The 21162-nt window shown below is 65.6% G+C and carries 20 protein-coding genes; 7 read left to right on the top strand and 13 right to left on the bottom strand.

Features of this window, described 5'->3' with window-relative positions; genetic code table 11:
- Positions 1–71: 71 nt before the first annotated feature.
- Positions 72–2690 (top strand): alpha-glucan family phosphorylase, encoded by a 2619-nt coding sequence (gene glgP / locus NFC73_RS18185; RefSeq protein WP_254752491.1) that lies wholly within the window; start codon positions 72–74, stop codon positions 2688–2690.
- A 15-nt stretch (positions 2691–2705) separates the two neighbouring features.
- On the opposite strand, the gene NFC73_RS18180 is transcribed toward glgP, so the two are convergent.
- From NFC73_RS18180 to NFC73_RS18145, 8 genes are all read right to left on the bottom strand, one after another.
- A complete protein-coding gene (locus NFC73_RS18180; protein WP_254752489.1) occupies positions 2706–3062 on the bottom strand; it encodes a barstar family protein in 357 nt (118 codons plus the stop codon).
- 8 nt (positions 3063–3070) lie between these two features.
- A complete protein-coding gene (locus tag NFC73_RS18175) occupies positions 3071–3556 on the bottom strand; it encodes a guanyl-specific ribonuclease (protein ID WP_254752487.1) in 486 nt (161 codons plus the stop codon).
- 18 nt (positions 3557–3574) lie between these two features.
- Positions 3575–5686, bottom strand: a complete 2112-nt coding sequence (gene glgX / locus NFC73_RS18170; protein ID WP_254752485.1) for a glycogen debranching protein GlgX — start codon at positions 5684–5686, stop codon at positions 3575–3577.
- 312 nt (positions 5687–5998) lie between these two features.
- Positions 5999–6988 carry a 23S rRNA (guanosine(2251)-2'-O)-methyltransferase RlmB gene (gene rlmB / locus NFC73_RS18165; RefSeq protein WP_254752483.1) on the bottom strand — a complete coding sequence of 330 codons (990 nt, stop codon included), beginning with the start codon at positions 6986–6988 and terminating at the stop codon, positions 5999–6001.
- Between the two features lie 68 nt (positions 6989–7056).
- Positions 7057–8514: a cysteine--tRNA ligase gene (cysS, locus tag NFC73_RS18160; RefSeq protein WP_254752481.1), complete on the bottom strand. Its 1458-nt coding sequence runs from the start codon at positions 8512–8514 to the stop codon at positions 7057–7059.
- Between the two features lie 85 nt (positions 8515–8599).
- Positions 8600–9097, bottom strand: a complete 498-nt coding sequence (gene ispF, locus NFC73_RS18155; protein WP_252567147.1) for a 2-C-methyl-D-erythritol 2,4-cyclodiphosphate synthase — start codon at positions 9095–9097, stop codon at positions 8600–8602.
- A gap of 2 nt (positions 9098–9099) precedes the next feature.
- Positions 9100–9906, bottom strand: a complete 807-nt coding sequence (gene ispD / locus NFC73_RS18150; RefSeq protein WP_254752479.1) for a 2-C-methyl-D-erythritol 4-phosphate cytidylyltransferase — start codon at positions 9904–9906, stop codon at positions 9100–9102.
- A gap of 133 nt (positions 9907–10039) precedes the next feature.
- Positions 10040–10522: a CarD family transcriptional regulator gene (locus NFC73_RS18145; protein ID WP_026266570.1), complete on the bottom strand. Its 483-nt coding sequence runs from the start codon at positions 10520–10522 to the stop codon at positions 10040–10042.
- A 270-nt stretch (positions 10523–10792) separates the two neighbouring features.
- On the opposite strand from NFC73_RS18145, the gene NFC73_RS18140 reads away from it, so the two are divergent.
- On the top strand, positions 10793–11338 hold the full coding sequence (locus NFC73_RS18140) for a hypothetical protein (RefSeq protein WP_256549083.1): 546 nt from the start codon (positions 10793–10795) through the stop codon (positions 11336–11338).
- Positions 11339–11443: 105 nt separating this feature from the next.
- On the opposite strand, the gene NFC73_RS18135 is transcribed toward NFC73_RS18140, so the two are convergent.
- A complete protein-coding gene (locus tag NFC73_RS18135; protein WP_254752476.1) occupies positions 11444–12124 on the bottom strand; it encodes a response regulator in 681 nt (226 codons plus the stop codon).
- Entirely contained in the window at positions 12121–13329 is a 1209-nt protein-coding gene (locus NFC73_RS18130) for a sensor histidine kinase (RefSeq protein WP_254752502.1), read from the bottom strand. The genes NFC73_RS18135 and NFC73_RS18130 overlap by 4 nt, the downstream gene beginning before the upstream one ends.
- A 202-nt stretch (positions 13330–13531) precedes the next feature.
- Between NFC73_RS18130 and phoU the strand changes: the two genes are divergently transcribed.
- Positions 13532–14185: a phosphate signaling complex protein PhoU gene (gene phoU / locus NFC73_RS18125; protein WP_254752474.1), complete on the top strand. Its 654-nt coding sequence runs from the start codon at positions 13532–13534 to the stop codon at positions 14183–14185.
- A gap of 75 nt (positions 14186–14260) precedes the next feature.
- On the opposite strand, the gene NFC73_RS18120 is transcribed toward phoU, so the two are convergent.
- Positions 14261–15007 (bottom strand): phosphoglyceromutase, encoded by a 747-nt coding sequence (locus NFC73_RS18120; protein ID WP_254752472.1) that lies wholly within the window; start codon positions 15005–15007, stop codon positions 14261–14263.
- Positions 15008–15085: 78 nt separating this feature from the next.
- Between NFC73_RS18120 and NFC73_RS18115 the strand changes: the two genes are divergently transcribed.
- On the top strand, positions 15086–15910 hold the full coding sequence (locus NFC73_RS18115; RefSeq protein ID WP_254752470.1) for a class I SAM-dependent methyltransferase: 825 nt from the start codon (positions 15086–15088) through the stop codon (positions 15908–15910).
- Between the two features lie 175 nt (positions 15911–16085).
- On the opposite strand, the gene NFC73_RS18110 is transcribed toward NFC73_RS18115, so the two are convergent.
- Both NFC73_RS18110 and NFC73_RS18105 read right to left on the bottom strand, forming a co-directional pair.
- Entirely contained in the window at positions 16086–16436 is a 351-nt protein-coding gene (locus tag NFC73_RS18110) for a DUF2516 family protein (protein ID WP_254752468.1), read from the bottom strand.
- A gap of 9 nt (positions 16437–16445) precedes the next feature.
- Positions 16446–17636: a trans-sulfuration enzyme family protein gene (locus tag NFC73_RS18105; protein WP_254752466.1), complete on the bottom strand. Its 1191-nt coding sequence runs from the start codon at positions 17634–17636 to the stop codon at positions 16446–16448.
- A gap of 53 nt (positions 17637–17689) precedes the next feature.
- Here NFC73_RS18105 and tmk point away from each other — a divergent pair, with 53 nt between their 5' ends.
- Genes tmk through NFC73_RS18090 form a run of 3 tightly spaced genes read left to right on the top strand, consistent with a single transcriptional unit; the run spans position 17690 to position 21072 of the window.
- On the top strand, positions 17690–18346 hold the full coding sequence (gene tmk, locus NFC73_RS18100; RefSeq protein WP_254752464.1) for a dTMP kinase: 657 nt from the start codon (positions 17690–17692) through the stop codon (positions 18344–18346).
- Positions 18343–19485 carry a DNA polymerase III subunit delta' gene (locus tag NFC73_RS18095; RefSeq protein ID WP_104063327.1) on the top strand — a complete coding sequence of 381 codons (1143 nt, stop codon included), beginning with the start codon at positions 18343–18345 and terminating at the stop codon, positions 19483–19485. Before tmk ends, NFC73_RS18095 begins: the two co-directional genes overlap by 4 nt.
- Before the next feature lie 21 nt (positions 19486–19506).
- Positions 19507–21072, top strand: a complete 1566-nt coding sequence (locus NFC73_RS18090) for an alpha/beta hydrolase (protein WP_254752462.1) — start codon at positions 19507–19509, stop codon at positions 21070–21072.
- The last annotated feature ends 90 nt before the right edge of the window (positions 21073–21162 follow it).

Below are 21162 nucleotides of genomic sequence, written 5' to 3'. Positions count from 1 at the left end.
CCAACTGTCATTTACCTAAAAGAAAGCCAAAGCGGTTCCGGACGTTGATGTTGTCGGTTAGTGTGGCGCAGGTGAAGGCAATCCGCAGATTTACCGTCAGAACAGTCCTCCCGGAACCCATCAGGCCGCTGGCCCGGTTGGCCACCAACCTGCGCTGGTCCTGGCACCGGCCCACCCGTGAACTTTTCGCTGGCCTGAACCCCCGCATCTGGGAGGAGTCCGGCCAGGATCCCATCAGTTTCCTGGGCCGGGTCAGCCGCGAAGAGTTCCAGCGCCTCGCCGCCGACCAGTCGGTCGTGGACCAGGTCCGCGCCGCAGCCGAGGACCTTGACCGGTACCTTGAGCAGCCCCGCTGGTACCAGGGCCTGGGCGAGGACGCCCCGGCCGCCATCGCGTACTTCTCCCCCGAATTTGGCATCACCGAAGTCCTGCCGCAGTACTCCGGCGGCCTGGGCATCCTGGCCGGCGACCACCTAAAGGCCGCCTCGGACCTGGGTGTGCCCCTGATCGGGGTTGGCCTGCTGTACCAGGCGGGCTACTTCAAGCAGTCACTCTCCCGCGACGCCTGGCAGCAGGAAACGTACCCGGTGCTCGACCCTGACGGCCTCCCCCTCACTCTGCTTCGTGAGCCGTCTGCAGACGGCAACGGCCGGCCTTTGCAGATCTCGCTCCCGCTCCCCAACGGGCGTCGGCTGCTGGCACACATCTGGCGCGCCGACGTCGGACGCGTTCCCCTCTTGCTGCTGGACTCCAACGTTCCCGGTAACGACGACGCCGCGCGCGGCATCACCGACCGCCTCTACGGCGGCGGCGGAGACCACCGGCTCCAGCAGGAGCTCCTGCTGGGGATGGGCGGAGTCAAGGCGCTGCGCGCGTACCAGCAGCTCACCGGAACCGCCGCGCCCGAGGTGTTCCACACCAACGAGGGCCATGCCGGATTCCTGGGGATTGAGCGCATCCAGGAACTGATGGCCGGCGACGCCGCCCTCAGCTTCGACGAAGCCCTCGCCGCCGGCCGGGCGTCCACGGTCTTCACCACCCACACCCCCGTTCCGGCCGGCATCGACCGTTTCGAGATTTCCCAGATCCACCACTTCTTCCAGGCCGGGCTGGCACCGGCCGTACCCGTGGACCGGATCCTGGAACTGGGCCGGGAAAACTACGCCGACGGCAACCCGTCCGTCTTCAACATGGCGGTGATGGGACTCCGGCTGGCACAGCGGGCCAACGGCGTCGCCAAGCTCCACGGTGAGGTGTCCCGCGGGATGTTCTCGGCCCTGTGGCCGGGGTTCGACCACTCCGAGGTGCCCATCACGTCCGTCACCAACGGCGTGCACGTGCCCACCTGGGTCGACGGGCGCATCTCCCGGCTCGCGAGGGAACAGTTCGGCACCGAGGCCGAAGCCCTGGGCCGCTGGGACCTTGCCTACAACGTCAGCGATGCAGACGTCTGGGCGCTGCGCCGTGAAATGCGCACCGCGTTGGTGGAGGACGTACGCCGCCGGCTCAGGGCTGCATGGAAGAAACGCGGCGCCGCCGACGCCGAGCTGGGCTGGACCGATAGCGTCCTGGACCCCGACGTGCTGACCATCGGCTTCGCCCGGCGCGTCCCCACCTACAAGCGCCTGACGCTGATGCTTCGCGAGCCGGACCGGCTCAAGGCGCTGCTGCTGCATCCGGAACACCCGATCCAACTGGTGATCGCCGGCAAGTCCCACCCGGCAGATGACGCCGGGAAGAAAATGATCCAGGATCTGGTCCGCTTCACCGACGACCCCGAGGTCCGCCACCGCATCGCGTTCCTGCCGAACTACGACATCGCAATGGCCAGGACGCTGTTCCCGGGCTGCGACGTGTGGCTCAACAACCCGCTCCGCCCCCTGGAGGCGTGCGGTACGTCGGGCATGAAGGCCGCCATCAACGGTTCGCTGAACCTTTCGGTGATGGACGGCTGGTGGGATGAAATGTACGACGGCGAGAACGGCTGGGCGATCCCTACCGCCAACAACGACGCGTCCCCCGAAGAGCGGGACGACATCGAGGCCGCGGCGCTGTACGAACTCCTGGAAACCCAGGTGGCGCCACGCTTCTATGGGAACACGGTGTCTGACAGCGCAGGTGCTGCCGGACCGTCCACCACGGGCACCGAGAAAGTCCCGACGCACTGGGTGTCAATGATCAAGCACACGCTGTCCCACCTGGGCCCGGCCGTTTCCGCGGAGCGCATGCTGCACGACTACGTCAACGTGCTCTACCGGCCCGCCGCCGAGGCCGGACGCAGGGCCGTTGCCAACTCCTACGCCCAGGCCCGAGTGCTGGCGGCATGGACTGCCAGGGTACGTTCGGCGTGGCCTCTGATCCACGTCGAACACGTGGACTCCGTAGGCGTTTCCGAGGACCCGCAGATCGGGGACACCCTGCAGGTGAACGCCTACATCGCGCTGCACACCCTCTCACCGGAGGACGTGTCCGTGGAAGTGGCTTATGGCCGTGCCGAGGAAAGCGACACGCTGGCGGACGTCACCCTGATGGAGTTGAACTCGAAAGAGGACCTGGGCGAGGGGCGCCACCTGTTCAGCGGCTCGCTGGTCATCGACCGCTCCGGTCCCTTTGGCTACACCGTCCGCGTCCTGCCGCGGCACGAGGCACTGGCTTCCAAGGCGGAGCTGGGGCTGATCGTCAACGCCTGAGTCCCGCCGTCATACCTAGAGCAGCACGGCCGTGACCGCGAGGTCACGGCCGGCGTAGCTTTCGGCATCCTGGAGGACCTCGCAGATGATCCCGAAGGACCTGTCCCCCCGGAACGCTGCGGCCACCTGCCAAAGGATTGTGACCGGGGCGCTACCGTTCTCGCCGATGCTGTCCGCGAAATCGTGCAGGGAGTCGTTCAGGGCGTCCATGTTCACGCCGTAATGCTCAGGGAAGGCGAGCACTTCGCCGAAGGTTTCCAGAACAGCCTTCTTGCTGTCGGCGGCGGGGACCACCAGGCTGCGGCGGCCGGCGTCGGCGACCTGTTCCTGGAGTTCTTCGATGGTCCAGGTGTCGGCGGAGTAAATTTTCATGAGCGTGCTCAGCTGCCTTCTGCGATGAATTTGAACGAGTCGTAGTGGTCCTGCGTGTAGTACTTCTCGCCCTCGGAACCGGTGACGATGCGGCGGGCTCCCCGGTCGGATTCGCCCGGGGTGGGCACGGTGTACTCGCGGTAATAGCCTGAGCCCTGCCGCGGGAGAATGCGCTCGAAGTTGCCGAACGTCTCGTTGTCCTGGCTGTAGCCGTAGGGGCCGCCGGCACGGATGGCCGCGAGGGTAGTCCGTGCTTCGGCCGGCAACTGGGATTCCTTGATCGCGGGCAGCCCGGACGGGTTGGCAGGGACTACCTCCGGGGCCGGAACCTCCGCAGGACCATGGACGGGAGGGCCCGGCACCGGGACCGCGCTGGAACCGGCTGCCGGCGTCGTACTTCCCGTTAGGGTCTCCAGGAGCCCGGGGCCGCCGAACGCGAACACCGCGATGGCCAGCAGCCCGGTCAGCAGCAGGGCAATGGAGCGGTTGCGCAATTTTGGTCCCCTCCGCAGCTACGTGCGGTAGATGTTGATCGAGTTCGCCTCGACGCTGTCCGTCTCGCCGGATGCCACGCGGCTGCCCTGTCGAAGCTCGTGAAGCGGCGACGTTGTCAGCCGGAGTTCGAACATCCTGCGGGGCGTTCCGTCGTCGTTCTTGAGGTCCGGAAGCGTGATCGTCACATCTGAGGTACCGCCGTTGACCACCACGAGGCCCGCCACGGTGCCGTCGTCCGAGCCGAGCAGCAACTGCATGACGCGGTGCCGGGGATCGTTCCACTGGTCCATGGACATGGGCTGCCCGGAGTGATCAAACCAGTAGATATAGGACTGCTCATCCCGGGCGGGAAAATCATGGGGTTGGCTTGCCAGGAACTCCTTGCGCAGCCGGATGTAGCGCTTGGTGCTGCGGAGCATCTCTGCGGATTCCGGCGTACGCGTCCAGTCGAGCCATGCCAGGGGGTTGTCCTGGCAGTAGGCGTTGTTGTTTCCCTGCTGTGTGCGTGCCAGCTCGTCGCCGGCGGTGATCATGGGCACACCGAGCGAAATCATCAGGGACGCCATGAGGTTCCGCCGGGACTGCGCCCGCTTCGCCACGATGCTCTCGTCTTCGCTCCGGCCTTCGAAGCCGTGGTTGTAGCTGCGGTTATCCCCGTGGCCGTCCCGGTTCTGCTCGCCGTTGGCCTCGTTATGCTTGCGGTCATAGGACACGAGGTCGTTGAGCGTGAAGCCGTCATGAGCGGTGATCAGGTTGACCGACGCCAGCCGGGAACGGCCCGACGCCTCAAAGAGCCCGGCGGAACCCGACAGGGCATCAGCCAGACGTGCCACCGACCCGCCCTGGCCCCCGGCCTCGATAGCTGCCCTGTCGGCAAGCCAGAACGATCGGACGCCGTCCCGGAAGTGGTCGTTCCAGTCAACCCAGCCGCCCGGGAACCGTCCCGTCTGCCAGCCGCCGTAGCCGACGTCCCACGGCTCTGCGATGAGTTTCACATCCGAGAGCACTGGATCGGCGGCCACGGCCACCAGGAACGGGTGGCCGGGATCAAATTCGTTGTCCGCGTTCCGGCAGAGCGTCACAGCCAGATCGAAACGGAAGCCGTCGATGTGGAATTCGTCCACCCAATACCGGAGGGAATCCAGCACCAACTGGACCACCCTGGGCTGGCCGAAATTCAGGCTGTTGCCGCAGCCCGTAGTGTCGATGTACTTCCCGTGGCCATCCGTTCGGTAGTACGTGTCCTCACCGAGTCCGCGGAAGCTGATGGCCTGGCCGTCCGGGCCGCCTTCGGCAGTGTGGTTGTAGACGACGTCGAGAATCACTTCCAGCCCTGCCGCGTGGAGCAGCTTGACCATTCCCTTGAACTCGTCCTGGACGGCGTGCGGTCCGGCATCCTGCGCCGCCTGCGTCGCATAGGCTGCATGCGGTGCGAAAAACGCGGCCGTGTTGTAGCCCCAGTAATTGGTCAGGCCGAGGTCCTGCAGATGCAGCTCATCGAGGTGGAAGTGCACCGGGAGCAGCTGGACAGCGGTAATGCCCAGGCTCTTGAAATGCTCGATGATGGCCGGATGAGCCATTCCGGCGTAGGTGCCACGCAGCTCCTCGGGGACATCGGGATGCAGCATACTCTGGCCGCGGACATGGGCCTCGTAGATAATGGTGTTCCGCCACTGCGTCCGGGGCCGTTCATCGGTGCCCCAGTCAAAATCGCCGGCCATCCGGACGCTCGTCAGGAAACCCTCCCGCTGGTCCACTGCCCGGCCGTAAGGATCGAGCAAAAGAGGCTGCCCGCCGTCGTCGTCCAGGTCCACGATGGGGACCGCCAGCGGCAACGGGTCCGCCTTGGACGTGGCACGGAAGCCGTACAGCGATCCGTACGGGAAATCCTCAACAATTCCATGGTGCACGCCGTGCGTGACATTGGGCAGGGTCTGCAGATGCCACTCGCTGCCGGGGGCCTTGTAGGCAATCTCAAGGTTCTCCACGGCCGGGGCGTACACGGCGACGTTGGCGCTGGACTGCACGCCGTAATCCGCGCCCGAGCCCGGGCGCGGGACGCTGACACCGAGCGGATATGCCGAAGAGGCATCCCTGGTGGAAGCAGTATCGAAAAGCGGCATGACCATCACGTCCATGGTAGCGGCCAGCGGCTGTTGAACAGCACCGGCGCTTTTATGACGACGCCCAAGGGTCCGGGCAAACCGCCGGGACTCTATGGAATCAGCAACGCTCCCCCGGCCGAAAAAGTGAGAGAGCGTTGCTGTTTATCCCGCCAAAGGTGAGAGAGCGTTCGCGGGAGGGCGGGCATCCGGAAGCGTGCGTCAGAGCGACGAAGTGGGCCCACACCGTCCGGGTTCCCTGGCCGAGCTTGCGAGGCTAGGGAGACGGTGGGCGCAGCACGCGGAGGATGTCCGCCGTCCCGATTCCCGCACCGAGGACTACTTGACGGCGCGCTGCCTGGAGATTTCGTACAGCGAGATGCCAACGGCCATGGAGGCATTGAGCGATTCCATGGCGGAGTTGATCGGGATGGAGACGATCTGGTCGCAGTTTTCGCGGACCAGGCGGCTCAGGCCCTTGCCCTCGGAACCGACCACAATGCAGACGGGCTCGGCGGCCAGGGTGAGGTCAGGCAGCGAAACGTCGCCGTCGCCGTCGAGCCCCAGGACAAAGATGCCCATGTTTTTGAACTGTTTCAGGGCGCTGTTCAGGTTGGCGGCACGCGCCACCGGAACACGCACGGCAGCGCCGGCGCTGGTCTTCCAGGCCGAGGCCGTGACGCCGACGGAACGGCGTTCCGGGACAATGACGCCGTGGCCGCTGAAGGCCGAGACGGAGCGGATGATGGCGCCAAGGTTGCGCGGGTCCGTGATGCCGTCCAGGGCAACGAACAGCGGGGCGTTGGATACGTGGCCCTTCTTCCAGCGTTCCACGGTTTCCTCGGCCAGGTCATAAGCGTCCTGGTACTCGTACGGCGGGATCTGCAGGACCAGGCCCTGGTGGATGGCGTCGTCCGTCATGCGGTCAAGTTCGGGCTTGCCGGTCTCAAGCAGCGGGATACCGCGTTCGGCGGCGATCTTCAGCGACTCCTTGACACGGTCATCCATTTCAATCCGGATAGCGATATGCAGGGCCTTCGCGGGGATCCCGGCGCGGAGGGCTTCCACCACGGAGTTACGGCCGGTGACGACTTCCTCGGTGGCGCGGCCCTTGGGGCCCGTGCGGGAGGCGCCGGCGCTACGGGCACCCGTGCCGCGCTTGGCGGCCGAACGCTCGGACAGCTGCTTGCTCTTGTGCGCCTTGTGGTACGGGCGGTCCTCCGCCTTGGGCGTGGGACCCTTGCCTTCCAGGGCCTTACGGCCATGACCACCGGTTCCGATGGTTGGCCCCTTCTTTGCTTTGACCGACCGGCGACCGTTGTTGGCCATGATTTTCCACCCTTGATTGTTTGACTGAGTCTGCTTACCAGTCTACTGAATCAAGTAAAATCGCCGGTTCAGTCCCGTTGCAGGCTCCAGGTGGCGCCATCCGGGCCATCCTCGACGACGACGCCGGCCGCCTTCAGGGTGTCGCGGATGGCGTCGGAGGCAGCCCAGTCCTTGGTGGCCCGGGCCTGCGCGCGGGCAGCGAGCTGGGCTTCCACCAGGACGTCGAGGGCGGCCGATTCCCGGGCGTCCGACGCCGGGCCGGACGCCACCGCCTTCAGGCCCAGGACCCGCAGCATGTCATGCACGCTGTGCAGGGCCTGGTGTGCTTCCTCCAGTTTCCCCTCCGTCAGGGCGGTGTTGCCGGCACGGACTGTTTCGTGGAGCACGGCGAGGGCCTGCGGCACGTTGAGATCGTCATCCATGGCGCTCTCGAACGCCTCGGGAACCTTGCCATGGGTGGCGAACGTGTAGTTCCCACCGGCGGCGAGGGCCCGAACGGCCCGGCTGATGAAGCCGTCAATGCGGTCGACGGCGGCGGTGGCCTCTTCCAGCGACGTGGGGCGGTAGTCCAGCACTGAGCGGTAGTGGGCCTGCCCAAGGTAGTAGCGGACCACCCGCGGCGAGGCGAGATCCAGCATCTCCGAAGGGCTGATCGTGTTGCCGATGGACTTGGACATTTTCTCGCCCTGGTACGTGACCATGCCGTTGTGCATCCAGAAATTAGCGAAACCGTGCCCTGCGGCCTGGGACTGCGCCATTTCGTTTTCGTGGTGCGGGAAGCGCAGATCCAGCCCGCCGCCGTGGATATCAAATTCCGTGCCGAGGTACTTGGTGACCATGGCGGAGCATTCCAGGTGCCAGCCCGGACGTCCGGCGCCCCAGGGCGAGGCCCAGCTCGCCGTCGTCGGCTCTCCTTCTTTGGAGCCCTTCCACAGCGCAAAGTCGCGGGGGTCCTTCTTGCCCCGGGGATCCGCGTCCGGGGCACCCTGCATGTCCTCAATGTTCTGGCGCGTCAGTGACCCGTACTTGTCCCAGGACCGAACGTCGAAGTAGACGTCGCCGGAATCGTCGAGCGCCGGGTAGGCGTGGCCCCGGTCGATCAGCTGCTGGATCAGTGCATGCATTTCGGGGATATGGCCGGTTGCCCGCGGCTCATAAGTGGGCCGGGAAACGCCGAGCGTGTCGTAGGCCTGCAGGAACGCCTGCTCGTAGCGGTAGGCCAGGGCCCACCATTCCTCCTCGCGGACAGCGTCCGGTCCGGCTTCGAAGTCCGGGCTGAACGATTCGGCCGACTTGGCGAGGATCTTGTCGTCGATGTCCGTGACGTTGCGGACCGCGGTGACCCGCAGCCCCCGGTACTCAAGCCAGCGGGTGAGCTGGTCAAAGGCGATCGCCGAGCGGATGTGGCCTACGTGCGGCATGCCCTGCACGGTGGCTCCGCAGTAGTACAGGCTCGCTTTTCCCGGGACGAGGGGAACGAAGTCACGGACTTCGGCGGACGCGGTGTCATAGAAGCGGAGAGTCACCGCTCCAGATTAGCGGAAAAGGCCTGCGTGCCGGCCCCCGCGCGTTATCCGGCCTGAGCGGCCCGGCGTGAATCCGTGGGGTGAGTCAACGCGGATAGACCAAAGCGGTGGCGACGGCGGAAATGCCCTCGCCCCTGCCGGTGAAACCGAGTCCGTCGCTGGTGGTGGCCGTGACACTGACCGGCGCCCCGGCGGCGTCGCTCAGCACGCGTTGGGACTCTTCCCGCCGCGGGCCGAATTTGGGCCGGGTAGCCACGAACTGCACTGCCACGTTGCCGATCTCAAAGCCGGCCGCACGGACAATCCTCGCCGCCTCGGTCAGGAGCGTGACGCCGGAAGCTCCGGCGAACTCCGGACGGTCGGTGCCGAAATGCGTGCCGAGGTCCCCGATGCCAGCGGCCGAGAACAGGGCGTCGGCGGCGGCGTGGGCCACCGGGTCCCCGTCCGAATGCCCGGCCAGTCCACGCTCGCCTTCCCAGAACAGCCCGCCCAGCCAGAGCGGACGGGGAAGGTCAGGGGACGCGTAGGCATGGACATCCAGGCCGATACCCGTGCGCGGCAGGATCATCTTGGCTTCACTCATGCCTAACCCTCCACCCAACGAAGGCCCAGCGGGCCTTCCAGCAGCCCCTCGGCAATGATCAGGTCCAGCGGCGTGGTGATTTTTAATGACTGTGTGGAGCCATGGACGGCGTGCACGGGAACTCCCAGGAGTTCCACCAGCATGGCGTCATCGGTGACCGCAGCAGCCTGTTTCCCGTCAAAGTCCGCGGCTGCCTGATGGGCCTGGATCAGTGTGGACAGACGGAACCCTTGGGGCGTCTGGACCGAACGGAGCTCCTCCCGCGGCGCGGTCCCGGTCACGAGTTCCGGGGCGATGCTACTGTCGTCACCGGTCGTGGGGGTAACCATCTTCACCGTGTCCACCACCGGTACGGCGGGAATCACTGCAACGGCGCCGGCCGCCAGGGAATCGACGACACGGTGGAAGACATACTCCGGCGTCAGCGCCCTGGCGGCGTCGTGGACCAGCACAGCTTCCGTGCCGTCCAGCAGGGCCGCCAACGCCGACCGGACGGAAGCGGCACGGGTGGCACCGCCGTCGACCGTTGTCAGCACGGGAAGCGGGTTCTGCTGGTTGGCATCGTGCCCCGCCCGGAGTTCCTCGGCGAAGGCCGCGCACAATTCCTGCAGGACCGCATCTCCGGGCGGCAGGGCCACACAGATCTGGCGTGCGACTCCGGCGGCAGCGACGCCCCTGAGGGCATGCGTAAGTATGGCATCACTCCCCAGCGGCACGCGCGCCTTGGGCATGCCGTAACCCAGCCGGTCACCGGAACCTGCGGCCACGATGACGACGGCGGTGACGGGGCGGGGAAGTCCGTTGTTCATGCGGTCCAGCCTACGTGCCTGCCTGCCCGGCGTGCCGAATCCCACCCGCGCGACGCGCCTGCCGCTGAGGGCTGGACCGAAAAAGGGCAAAAAGAAACCCCGGAGGTACTTGCGTACCCCCGGGGCTCAATTCTTAGGAAGCCAGGACCTCGTCGAGAACGCTTGCAGCCTTCTCTTCATCAGTCTTTTCAGCCAGTGCAAGTTCTGAAATCAGAATCTGACGGGCCTTGGCCAGCATGCGCTTCTCACCTGCGGAAAGGCCCCGATCGTGATCACGGCGCCAGAGGTCGCGAACAACCTCTGCTACCTTGATGACGTCACCGGAAGCAAGCTTCTCCAGATTTGCCTTGTATCTGCGCGACCAGTTGGTGGGTTCTTCAGTGAACTCAGCCCGGAGAACATCAAATACGTGCTCCAGACCTTCCTTGCCCACTACGTCACGGACCCCAACAAGGTCAACGTTCTCTGCTGGAACTTCAATGGTCAGATCACCCTGAGCCACCTTGAGCTTGAGATACATTTTCTCTTCGCCCTTGACAGTGCGCATCTTGATTTCTTCAATTTTTGCAGCACCGTGGTGAGGGTAAACTACTGTCTCGCCGACCTCAAATACCATGTGGACATTCCCCTTTCCCGCAGACCAGTTTATCACGATTCAGGCATATGACTGGCCTCGAACCGGCCCCGGAACCCCGGAAATACGCGGAAAATGGGCAGAATAGACCCCCTTCGCCCCCTTGACGAATGCAGATAATAGTGCATGCGCGGCCTGCTGCCAAGGGCAGCATGACCGCGCGGAATCCTCGTTTGGGCCGGTTTGCCGCTAGGCTATGGCTGAATAATGTTTCAAGACTCTCGAGGAGTACGTGACGTGCGTTTCACTGCGATGAACCGGGCCCAGGGCGGCAAACTGGCACTGGCGGCAGGTTCCCTGGCCCTCGCCCTGGCGACGATGACCGGGTGTGGCTACATCAACCCCCAGCAGACTTCTCACCAGTACGCGGCGTCGGACGGTATCCGCGCCGACCTGGGTCCGCTGCAGCTGCGCAACATGCTGATTGTCTCCGCCGGCGCAGACAAGCCCGGCCGCCTGCTCGGCGCCGTTTACAACTCCTCTTCACAGGATGTCAAGCTCACGGTCAACGGGGCCGAGGGTTCACAGACGCAGGTGCCGGTGAAAGCCAACTCCTACACCCTGCTCAACGACTCCACGGATGAAGCCATCCTCAGCACGAGCGGCGGCATCGCCGGTTCGATGGTGGACGTCAAGGTCACTGAAGACGGCACCAACGTGAGCAAGACCGTGAAGATCCCTGTCCTGGATGCTTCCCTCGCGGAGTACAAGGAGTACCTGCCGGCCGGCAGCGAACCGACCGGATCCGCCACACCCAGCCCGTCGCCGTCGGCCACCGGCACTGGTGCGGCCCACTAAGCAACAGCAAAGCGCAAAAGGAGGGGCTCCCCGCGGGGAGCCCCTCCTTTTTGTGATCTTGAAGTCCGGTGCGCCTGATGCCCGGCGTGCCTGCGGCAGAGAGGCCTACGGCTCGAACTTGTAGCCCAGGCCGCGGACGGTCACCAGGAAACGCGGTACGGACGGGTCGGGCTCGATCTTGCCGCGCAGCCGCTTGACGTGCACATCCAGGGTTTTGGTATCCCCCACGTAGTCCGAACCCCAGACCCGGTCGATCAGCTGGCCGCGGGTGAGCACGCGGCCGGAGTTTCGCAGCAGCATTTCCAGAAGCTCGAATTCCTTCAGCGGCAGGAGGACCTGCTGGCCATCCACGCTGACCACGTGCCGTTCGATGTCCATCCGGACAGGGCCGGCCTGGACTGTGGCCGAGATCAGTTCCTCAGGTTCACCCTGCCGGCGGAGCACGGCCCGGACGCGGGCCACCAGCTCGCGGGAGGAGTAGGGCTTGGTGACGTAGTCGTCAGCGCCCAGCTCCAGGCCAACCACCTTGTCAATCTCCGAGTCCTTGGCCGTCAGCATGATGACGGGAACGCTGGAGCGCTGCCGCAGCTGGCGGCAGACTTCCGTACCTGACAGGCCGGGGAGCTGCAGGTCCAGCAGCACCAGATCCGCCCCGTTCCGGTCGAATTCGGTGATGGCGTCGAGGCCGTTGTCCACCACTTCCACCTCGAACCCCTCCTTGCCCAGTAGATAGGACAACGGATCACTGAACGATTCTTCGTCTTCGACAATCAAAATCCTGCTCAAGCGCTGGCTCCTTGCTCATGTACGCCGCGTTCTTTTCTGCGCACGGGTACGGCTGGTTCTTTGACACCTGCGGTATCCGGTGTGTCCTGGCTTTCCATCGCAGGCAGGCGCAGGGTGAACGTGGAACCCTGGCCGGGCCGTGACCACAATGTCACTTCACCGCCGTGGTTGGAGGCCACGTGTTTGACGATGCTAAGGCCCAGGCCCGTTCCGCCCGTTTGGCGCGAACGCGCCGCGTCCACCCGGTAGAAGCGCTCAAACACGCGCTCCTGGTCCTCCGGGGTCAGGCCCTCGCCCTGGTCCGTGACCGACACGGCGATCAGCCCGTCCTTTGACCGGACACCCACGCCCACCCTGGTGTTCTCCGGGGAATAGCGGATCGCATTGTCGATCAGGTTACGCAGGGCGGTAACCAGCAGGTCCCGGTCACCAAAGACGGTGGCGTCAACCCGCTCCCCCACCACGATCCGGATGTTCTTGCTTTCAGCGGGGAGCTGGGAACGGTCCACGGCTTCAGTGATGACCGTGTTGATATCCACGGCCTTGCCCTCCTGGGAGACGCTGGCACCTTGGAGGCGAGACAGCTCGATGATGTCCTGGACCAGGGCGGCCAGCCGGCTTGACTCCTTGTGCATGCGCTTGGCGAACCGGCGGACTGCTTGTTCGTCGTCGGCCGAGGACTCCAGTGCCTCAGCCAGCAGGGAAATTGCGCCCACCGGGGTCTTCAGCTCGTGGGACACGTTGGCCACGAAGTCGTTGCGGATCTCTTCCGTGCGGGTAATTTCGGTGCGGTCGTCGGCCAGGAGCACGATATATTCCTTGCCGAGCATGGCCGCCCGGACCTGCACGATGATGGTGCCGTGGCCCAGCGGACCGCGCTGCAGTTCCAGCCGTTTTTCCAGGATCACGCCATCACGGCGCACACCGGCCGTCATGTCCAGAAGTTCTTTATGGACCACCGTATGACCGCGCACCAGGCCATACGCATAAGCTGCCGGGCTGGCGCGCACCACACCGTCCACGGCGTCAACCACCACAAAAGCCCGTCCGACGACGGCCAGCACTTCCGCGGCGCCGGCTGGCAAAGCCAGTTCGTCGACGTCGACGTCAACAAGCTGGCGCTGCTTTTCACTGATCCTGAAGGCGAGCACGCCAAAGGTGCCGAGCGACAGGCCGACCAGGCCGGCGATGACACCGATGAGCATAGGATCCACAACTCCAGCTTAGGCCGTGGTTCCTGTCGAGACGGTGCGTCATGGCCTATTACGGAGACGGTTCAGCTAACGTTCATCTACAACCGACTAATCGTTTACCGAACGCTGACAAAGTTATATGTTGGAGTGCCGAATGGCGACATGAGTTCCGTCTGCCACCCGAGGGGCGGAGTTCCAAAGAAAGGACGCCCACGTGCGTAAGGTTTTTCAGGAAGAGCTGACCCAGGTGGGTGAGCAGCTGGTGGAGATTTCGCGGCTGGTCAGCGAGGCAATGGCGAAAGCCTCGACGTCCTTCCGGGTTGCCGACGTTGATCTGGCAGAGGACGTTATCGCCGCGGACGCCCGTATCGACTTTTTGCAGACCAGCCTGGATGAGCGTGCTATCGACATCCTCGCCCTGCAGGGGCCGGTGGCCAGCGATCTGCGGATGATCGTGGGCTCCCTGCGCATGAGTGCTTCCCTGGAGCGGATGGGGGACCTGGCCCGCCACATTGCCCAGCTGGCCCGGCTGCGTTTCCCGGCCACCGTGATCCCTGCATCCATGACGGAAACATTCAACAAAATGGCCGAGCAGGACCAACTGATCGCCGACAAGCTTATTGTCCTGTTGGAATCCCGGGACCTCGAAGTGGCCCGCGACATCCACAAGGCCAACAACGCCATCGACGATCTCCACCTGAGCGTGTTCAAGGCGATCGCTTCCCCGGACTGGGCCGAGTCCCCCGCCACCACCGTGGACGTGGCCCTGGCCAGCCGCTACTTCGAACGGTTCGCTGACCACGGCGTGTCCGTGGCCCGCAAGGTCACCTACCTCGTCACCGGCGAATGGCAGGGGCAGGGCTTCTAGCCGCTCCCAAACCACATACGACGGCGGGCCGTTCACCTCAGGTGACCGGCCCGCCGTCGAACGTTAACTACTGATTTATTTCTTGCCCTGGTTCGCCACTGCCAGGATGGCTTCCGCAGCGGCGTCCGGGTCCAGGTAGGTGCCGCCCGGCTTGATCGGACGGAAGTCCTCGTCCAGGTCGTAGACCAGCGGGATGCCCGTGGGGATGTTCAGGCTGGCGATGGCGTCGTCGCTGATGCCGTCCAGGTGCTTGACCAGGGCGCGCAGCGAGTTGCCGTGGGCGGTGACCAGGACGGTCTTGCCGGCCTTGAGGTCTTCCTTGATGTCCGATTCCCAGTACGGAAGCAGGCGGACCAGGACATCCTTGAGGCACTCGGTGCGGGGCAGTGCGTCGCCGAGGTCCGCGTAACGGGGGTCGTGGGCCTGGGAGAACTCCGAGTCGTCGGCCAGGGGCGGCGGCGGGGTGTCGTAGGACCGGCGCCATTCCATGAATTGGTCCTCGCCGTATTCGGCCAGGGTCTGTGCCTTGTCCTTGCCCTGCAGGGCACCGTAGTGACGTTCGTTCAGGCGCCAGTCCCGCTTGACCGGGATCCAGCCGCGGTCGGCCTTGTCCAGGGAAATGTTGGCCGTGTTGATGGCCCGCTTCAGAAGCGAGGTGTAGAGGACATCCGGGAGAAGATTGTTCTCGACCAGGAGCTCGCCGCCGCGTGCCGCTTCCTCGCGGCCCTGGTCGTTGAGGTCAACGTCCACCCAGCCGGTGAACAGGTTCTTGGCGTTCCATTCGCTGTGGCCGTGGCGCAGCAGAATCAGCTTGTAAGTCATGATTTTTATCCTAGCCGAGGCACGGCGCCGCCCGCCTTGCGTTACAAGGGCCTTGCGTTACAACGATAGGGTTGGGCCGTGGTGCAAAAAGCTGAACGCGTGAGCGCTCCCCATGGCCGGAGCGGCAGGCCGGTCGGAAACGTCACACGGGGCACCACCAATCCCAACCGGATGCGGCGGGTGGACCGCTGGCTCACCGGTCCCCAGGCCTGGCGCCTGCGCGCTGCCGTTGACCCCCTCGTGGTTGACCTGGGCTACGGCGCAACGCCGGCCACCGCCGTCGAACTCTTTGAACGTCTCCGCGCAGTCCGGGAGGACGTGCGGATGGTCGGGATCGAGATCGAGCCGGAGCGCGTCCGGATCGCCACGGCGCTCGAGCGGCCGGGGCTGAGCTTTCAGGTGGGCGGTTTCGAGTTGCCGCTGCCCGGGCGCCCCGTGCTGGTCCGCGCCTTCAACGTCCTGCGGCAGTACGAAGAGGCTGATGTGGCGGGGATCTGGCGGCTGGTCCAGGGCCGACTCGCCCCCGGCGGGCTCTTTATCGACGGTACCTGCGATGAGATCGGGCGGCGGGTGACATGGGTTGCCCTCGACGCCGGGCGGCCGTTGTCACTGAGCATGTCCCTGCGGTTCGGCAGCTTTGAGCTGCCATCGGAAATTGCCGAGCGGCTGCCGAAGGCGCTGATCCACCGCAACGTTCCGGGAGAGCCTGTCCACCGGCTGATGCAGGCCATGGACCGGGCCTGGCTGGAATCGGCGCCGCTGGCGTCATTCGGCAACAGGCAGCGCTGGCACGCCATGTGCAGGGCGCTGTCCGACGGCGGGTGGCCGGTTCAGGACGGCCCGGCGCGGTGGCGCCTGGGCGAACTAACGGTGGCGTGGGAAGCTGTGGCGCCGTCGGTCTAGTGTGGGCCCACGCCGGCAGGGTTCCCTGAGCGAGCTTGCGAGCTGAGGGTGCCGGTGGTTGGGCCCACGCCGGCAGGGTTCCCTGAGCGAGCTTGCGAGCTGAGGGTGCCGGTGGTTGGGCCCACGCCGGCAGGGTTCCCTGAGCGAGCTTGCGAGCTGAGGGTGCCGGTGGGGACTACCAGCCGCCGTAGGGCCCCGTATTACGGCTACCGCCGCGGCCAGCGTCCTTGACGGCCGGCCGGACGTCTGCGAGGTAAATGGACGCTGCCACCACGGCGGCGAGCCCAAAGAGGCCAAGCGTGCCGAAGATTCCGCCGCTGCTGAAGAGCGAGATGGCGCCGATCATGGTGGCACCGCCGGTCAGTGCCAGCCAGAAGGTCTTGGTTCGTTTTCCGGTCGCTTCAAAAGCGGCGGACTTGTGCCTGACACAGTCCAGCAGGGCCCACACTTCAAGTCCGAATGCCACCAGGGCAAGGATAAAAAACACTGCCAGCTCTACAGGCCGAATTATCAGTTCACCGTCCACCGTCCAAGCCTAGCGGCCCAGCGAGTCGAGTGCCTGCTTCAAATCGGCCCAGAGGTCCTCAATATTTTCAATGCCGACGCTCAGCCGCACCAGGTTGTCCGGGACACTCAGCGGCTCGGCGGCGTGCCGGCGGCGCCGTTCGATCAGCGATTCCACCCCGCCGAGGGAGGTGGCCGGGAGCCACAGCTGCAGTGCGCGGACCAGTTTGTCCGCGGCCTCTGCTCCGCTCAGGCCGGCAACCGGTGCGATCTGCACGCACACAATCGAACCGAAGCCCGACATCTGGGTCTTGGCCCGTTCATGGCCGGGATCTGTGGGGAGGCCGGGGAACCGGATGCCATCGATAAGGGGGTGTCTGCTCAGGCGCTCGGCCAGGACCGCGGCGGTACCCTGCGACCGTTCCACACGCAGCGCAAGGGTCCGGAGCCCGCGGAGCGCCAGCCATGCCTCGAACGGCCCGGCAATACCGCCATGAATGATGCGGTGGTGCAGCAGCGCTGCCCGGATGTCCGGGTTGGACGTCACCAAAGCGCCGAGGACGACGTCGGAATGTCCGGCCAGGTATTTGGTCACCGAGTGAAGAACGACGTCGGAACCCAAGCTCAGTGGCTGCTGGACCAACGGCGTGGAGAACGTATTGTCCGTCACCACAATGGCGCCCACCCGGTGGGCCGCCGCGGTGAGTTCGCGGATATCGGCGATGCCCAGCATCGGGTTGGTGGGGCTCTCAAGCCACAGCATCCTGGCCGCTTTCGCGTCCGGTCCCTGCGGCGCGATCTGTGCTTTGACTGCGTCAGTGTCCGTGATGTCCACAGTCCGCAGTTCCAGGAAGCCCTTCTGCGCCAACTCCGTGGCCATCACCAACGAACCCGCATAGCTGTGCGACGGCATCACCAGGACGCCGCCGGCGGGCAGCAGGGACAGTGCCGAACTGACGGCCGCGAGTCCGGACGCGTAGAGCAGGCCGGGCAGTTCTGATCCTTCAAGCTGGCCCAGAGCCTCCTCAAAGGGATCCCAGGTGGGGTTGGAATAGCGTCCGTAGCCCCGGTCCCCGTCGCCCAGCGCTCCCGTGCCGAAGTACGTCGAAGACAGCACGATGGGCGGGTTGACGGGCTCATCCCGCTCACGCGCCGGCCGGCCCGCGGCAACCACCACGGTTTCGGCCGACAGGGACGCTGCATACTGTTCCGAGAGACTCATGGAGAAAGCGTACTTGGACGTGCGGCGGCTCCCGAAGTCGGTAGTCTAGACCAGTGACCACCAACAGCCCCGGACTTTTCATCGCCTTCGAGGGCGGCGACGGCGCCGGCAAGTCCACCCAGGCGGCCCGTCTTGCCGAGGCTCTGGAAACACGTGGGCTGAGGGTCCTGCGGACCCGCGAACCCGGCGGGACGCCCATTGGCGAAAAGCTGCGTTCCCTGGTCCTGGACCACGGCCATGGCCACATCGACGCCCATACCGAGGCACTCATCTTTGCTGCCTCCCGTGCGGCCCATGCCAGCCAGGTGATCCGCCCGGCACTGGAACGCGGCGAGGTGGTCCTGACGGACCGCTACATTGATTCGTCCGTGGCGTACCAGGGGGCCGGCCGCGATCTGGGTGCCGACGCCGTGCGTACCCTCAACGAATGGGCGACGTCCGGGCTGCAACCCGACCTCACGGTGTTGCTGGACGTGGACCCCGCTGACGGCCGCCGACGCCGCACAGCCGGCGACGCCGCCGAAGACCGCCTTGAGTCAGAGGCCGACGAGTTCCATTCAACAATCCGCGGGGCGTTCCTCGAACTGGCCTCCAGCCGGCCGGAGACGTATCTGGTCCTGCCGGCGGATCTGCCCGTCAACGAACTGGCCGCGCGGATCCTCACCCGCGTTGATGCCTTGCTCGCGTCTGCAGGCAGGGGCGCCGCATGACTGTCTGGGACGACCTTCAGGGCCAGCCCGCCGTCGTCGAGCAGCTCCGCCTTGCCTCGCGGGGCGAAGGACTGACCCATGCCTGGCTGTTCACGGGCCCGCCCGGATCCGGGCGTTCCAACGCCGCGAAGGCCTTCGCGGCCGCCCTCAACTGCGATCAGGACGACGTGGCCAGGCGCGGCTGCGGGGAGTGTCCCGCCTGCCTGACCATCCTCGGCGAGACCCATTCGGACGTGACGTACGTCAGGACCGAGAAGGTCACCATCACCATCGATGAAGCCCGCGACCTGGTATCCAAGGCGGGCAACCGGCCGTCGTCCGGGCGGTGGCGGATCATTGTGGTGGAAGACGCCGACCGCATGGCCGAGCGGACCACCAATGTGCTGCTGAAGGCCATCGAGGAACCCACGCCGCGGACCATCTGGATGCTGTGCGCACCGTCGCCCGCTGACGTCCTGGTGACCATCCGTTCGCGCTGCAGGGCCGTGGCCCTGCGGCTGCCGCCGGCCGCCGACGTCGCCGCTTTGCTCGTCAAGCGCGACGGCGTGGACCCGGCACTCGCCGAACGCGCTGCCCGCGCGGCGCAAAGCCATGTGGGAATCGCCCGCCGGCTGGCGCGGGACCCCGAGGCGAGGGAACGCCGGCTGGAAACGGTGAGGTTCCCCCTGGGTCTGCGCGGCGTGACCGCAGCGGTGATGATGGCAGACAAGCTGGTGAAGATCGCCACCGCCGAAGCCAACAGTTCCAATGAAGAGCGCGACGCCGCCGAGAAGGCTGCGCTGCTGGCCACCCTGGGTGCCCCGGAGTCAGGGACGCTCCCGCCGACCATGCGCAGCCAGGTCAGGCAGCTTGAAGACGACCAGAAACGACGGGCCAAGCGATCCATCACGGACTCGCTGGACCGGACGCTGACGGACCTCCTGTCGTTCTACCGGGATGTGCTGATCATCCAGCTCGGGAACGCCGTGGAGCTGGTAAACGTTGAGCTCAGGGGTGAGCTGGAGGAATTCGCCGCCCGGTCTGCGCCGGAGACCACCCTCGCCCGCATGGACGCCATCAACAAAGCCCGCCAACGCATCACCACCACCAACGTTGCACCGCTGTTGACCATTGAGTCCATGGCAGCCAGCCTGATCTAGCAACAACTAGGAGACCGCTCGATGACTGCACGCCCCCTGCCCGCACGCTCCCGATCCCTGGTGATTGGGCTGCGGGCTGCCGGCGCCCTGATCCTGGCCCTGACGCTGGCCTCGTGCGGCCTTTTTGGCGGGGACACCCCGGACGCGGCCCCCGCCACGGCGAAGGCAGACCCTGCTATCGTGGCGTCCGCGCCCGCCGGCTTGGACACGTTCTACGCCCAGGAGGTTGTGTGGGAGCCCTGCGAAAACGGCTTCCAGTGCGCCACGGTCACGGTGCCCATGGACTATGCGCAGCCTGACGGTGAGAAGATCCAGATAGCTGCGCTGCGGGCTCCCAGCACGGGCACGAAGACCGGCACCCTGCTGGTCAACCCGGGCGGTCCCGGCGGGTCCGGCTACGACTTCGTCAAGGATGCGTCCGCGACGCACTTCTCGCAATCTGTCCGGGCCAACTATGACCTGGTGGGCTTTGATCCTCGGGGCGTCAAACGCTCCGCCCCTGTTACCTGCCTGACGGATGCCGAACGGGACGCGTCCCGGGCAAAGGTCTACGCGTTGGAGACCGACGCCGGGCTGGCCGCCGCGTTGGCCGACAACAAGGCCATCGCCGCGCAGTGCGCCGCCAAGACGGGTCCGGTACTGGGCCACGTCGACACGGTCAGCGCGGCCAAGGACCTGGACATCCTGCGGGCCGTGGTCAATGATTCAAAGCTTAATTACCTGGGGTACTCCTACGGCACGTTTCTTGGTTCCACCTACGCCTCGCTGTTCCCGGACAATGTAGGCCGTATGGTCCTGGATGGCGCCCTGGATCCGTCCATCAGCAACGAGGAGCTGACCAGCGGCCAGGCCGTGGCCTTCGAAAAAGCCATCAGGGCCTACGTGGCCAGCTGCCAGCAGGAATCCTCGTGCCCGCTCAGCGGGAACGTGGACAACGGGGTCCAGCAGATCCGCGACGTCATCACCGCCGTCCAGAACACCCCCTGGCAGGCCAAGGACGGCCGCCTGGTGAACGCCACAATATTCGTCAGCGGCCTCATCACTCCGCTGTATAACGACCAGAGCTGGCCCGCCCTGACCCAGGCACTCGAAGCTGCACTGAACGGTGACGCCAGCCTGATGCTCCGTCTGGCGGACCTCGGCGCTGACCGCGGCGCCGACGGGAAGTACACGTCCAACTCCACCTTCGCCTTCGGCGCCATCAACTGCCTGGACTACCCCATGGTGTCCGACGCTGGCGCCATGCGCGCGGAACAGCAACGGCTGATGCAGGCCTCCCCCACCCTGGGCTACTTCTTCGCCTACGGCGGCACCAATTGCGTGGACTGGCCGTACAAGAACCTGCGGACCCCCGCCCCGGTGGAATACACCGGCAAAGCCCCGATCGTGGTCGTCGGAACCACCGGCGACCCTGCCACCCCCGTGGAATGGGCCGCATCCCTGCGCAAACAGCTTGGCAACGCCTCCCTGCTTACCTGGCAGGGAGAGGGCCACACCGCCTACGGCCGGGCTAACAGCTGCCTCGAAGACGCGGTGGACAAGTACCTTGTGGACGGAACGGTTCCTGCCGACAACACCGTCTGCTGAGGACTTCTGCTGAGGTTTGGGGCGCCCATTTTGACCCGGGCGCAGGGACTCTATTACAGTTGACTCTTGCATGAACCGCCCGGTTACGCC

This window comes from Pseudarthrobacter humi, assembly GCF_024294965.1.
GTDB lineage: Bacteria > Actinomycetota > Actinomycetes > Actinomycetales > Micrococcaceae > Arthrobacter > Arthrobacter humi.
This window is presented reverse-complemented; position numbering and strand designations above follow the sequence as displayed.

Excerpts from the sequence above, each read along its gene's own strand:
- NFC73_RS18180 (WP_254752489.1), bottom strand. The coding sequence starts at position 3,062 with ATGAAAATTTACTCCGCCGACACCTGGACCATCGAAGAACTCCAGGAA.
- glgX (WP_254752485.1), bottom strand. The coding sequence starts at position 5,686 with ATGGTCATGCCGCTTTTCGATACTGCTTCCACCAGGGATGCCTCTTCG.
- rlmB (WP_254752483.1), bottom strand. The coding sequence starts at position 6,988 with ATGGCCAACAACGGTCGCCGGTCGGTCAAAGCAAAGAAGGGGCCAACC.
- ispF (WP_252567147.1), bottom strand. The coding sequence starts at position 9,097 with ATGAGTGAAGCCAAGATGATCCTGCCGCGCACGGGTATCGGCCTGGAT.
- ispD (WP_254752479.1), bottom strand. The coding sequence starts at position 9,906 with ATGAACAACGGACTTCCCCGCCCCGTCACCGCCGTCGTCATCGTGGCC.
- NFC73_RS18145 (WP_026266570.1), bottom strand. The coding sequence starts at position 10,522 with ATGGTATTTGAGGTCGGCGAGACAGTAGTTTACCCTCACCACGGTGCT.
- NFC73_RS18140 (WP_256549083.1), top strand. The coding sequence starts at position 10,793 with ATGAACCGGGCCCAGGGCGGCAAACTGGCACTGGCGGCAGGTTCCCTG.
- NFC73_RS18130 (WP_254752502.1), bottom strand. The coding sequence starts at position 13,329 with ATGCTCATCGGTGTCATCGCCGGCCTGGTCGGCCTGTCGCTCGGCACC.
- NFC73_RS18120 (WP_254752472.1), bottom strand. The coding sequence starts at position 15,007 with ATGACTTACAAGCTGATTCTGCTGCGCCACGGCCACAGCGAATGGAAC.
- NFC73_RS18105 (WP_254752466.1), bottom strand. The coding sequence starts at position 17,636 with ATGAGTCTCTCGGAACAGTATGCAGCGTCCCTGTCGGCCGAAACCGTG.
- NFC73_RS18095 (WP_104063327.1), top strand. The coding sequence starts at position 18,343 with ATGACTGTCTGGGACGACCTTCAGGGCCAGCCCGCCGTCGTCGAGCAG.
- NFC73_RS18090 (WP_254752462.1), top strand. The coding sequence starts at position 19,507 with ATGACTGCACGCCCCCTGCCCGCACGCTCCCGATCCCTGGTGATTGGG.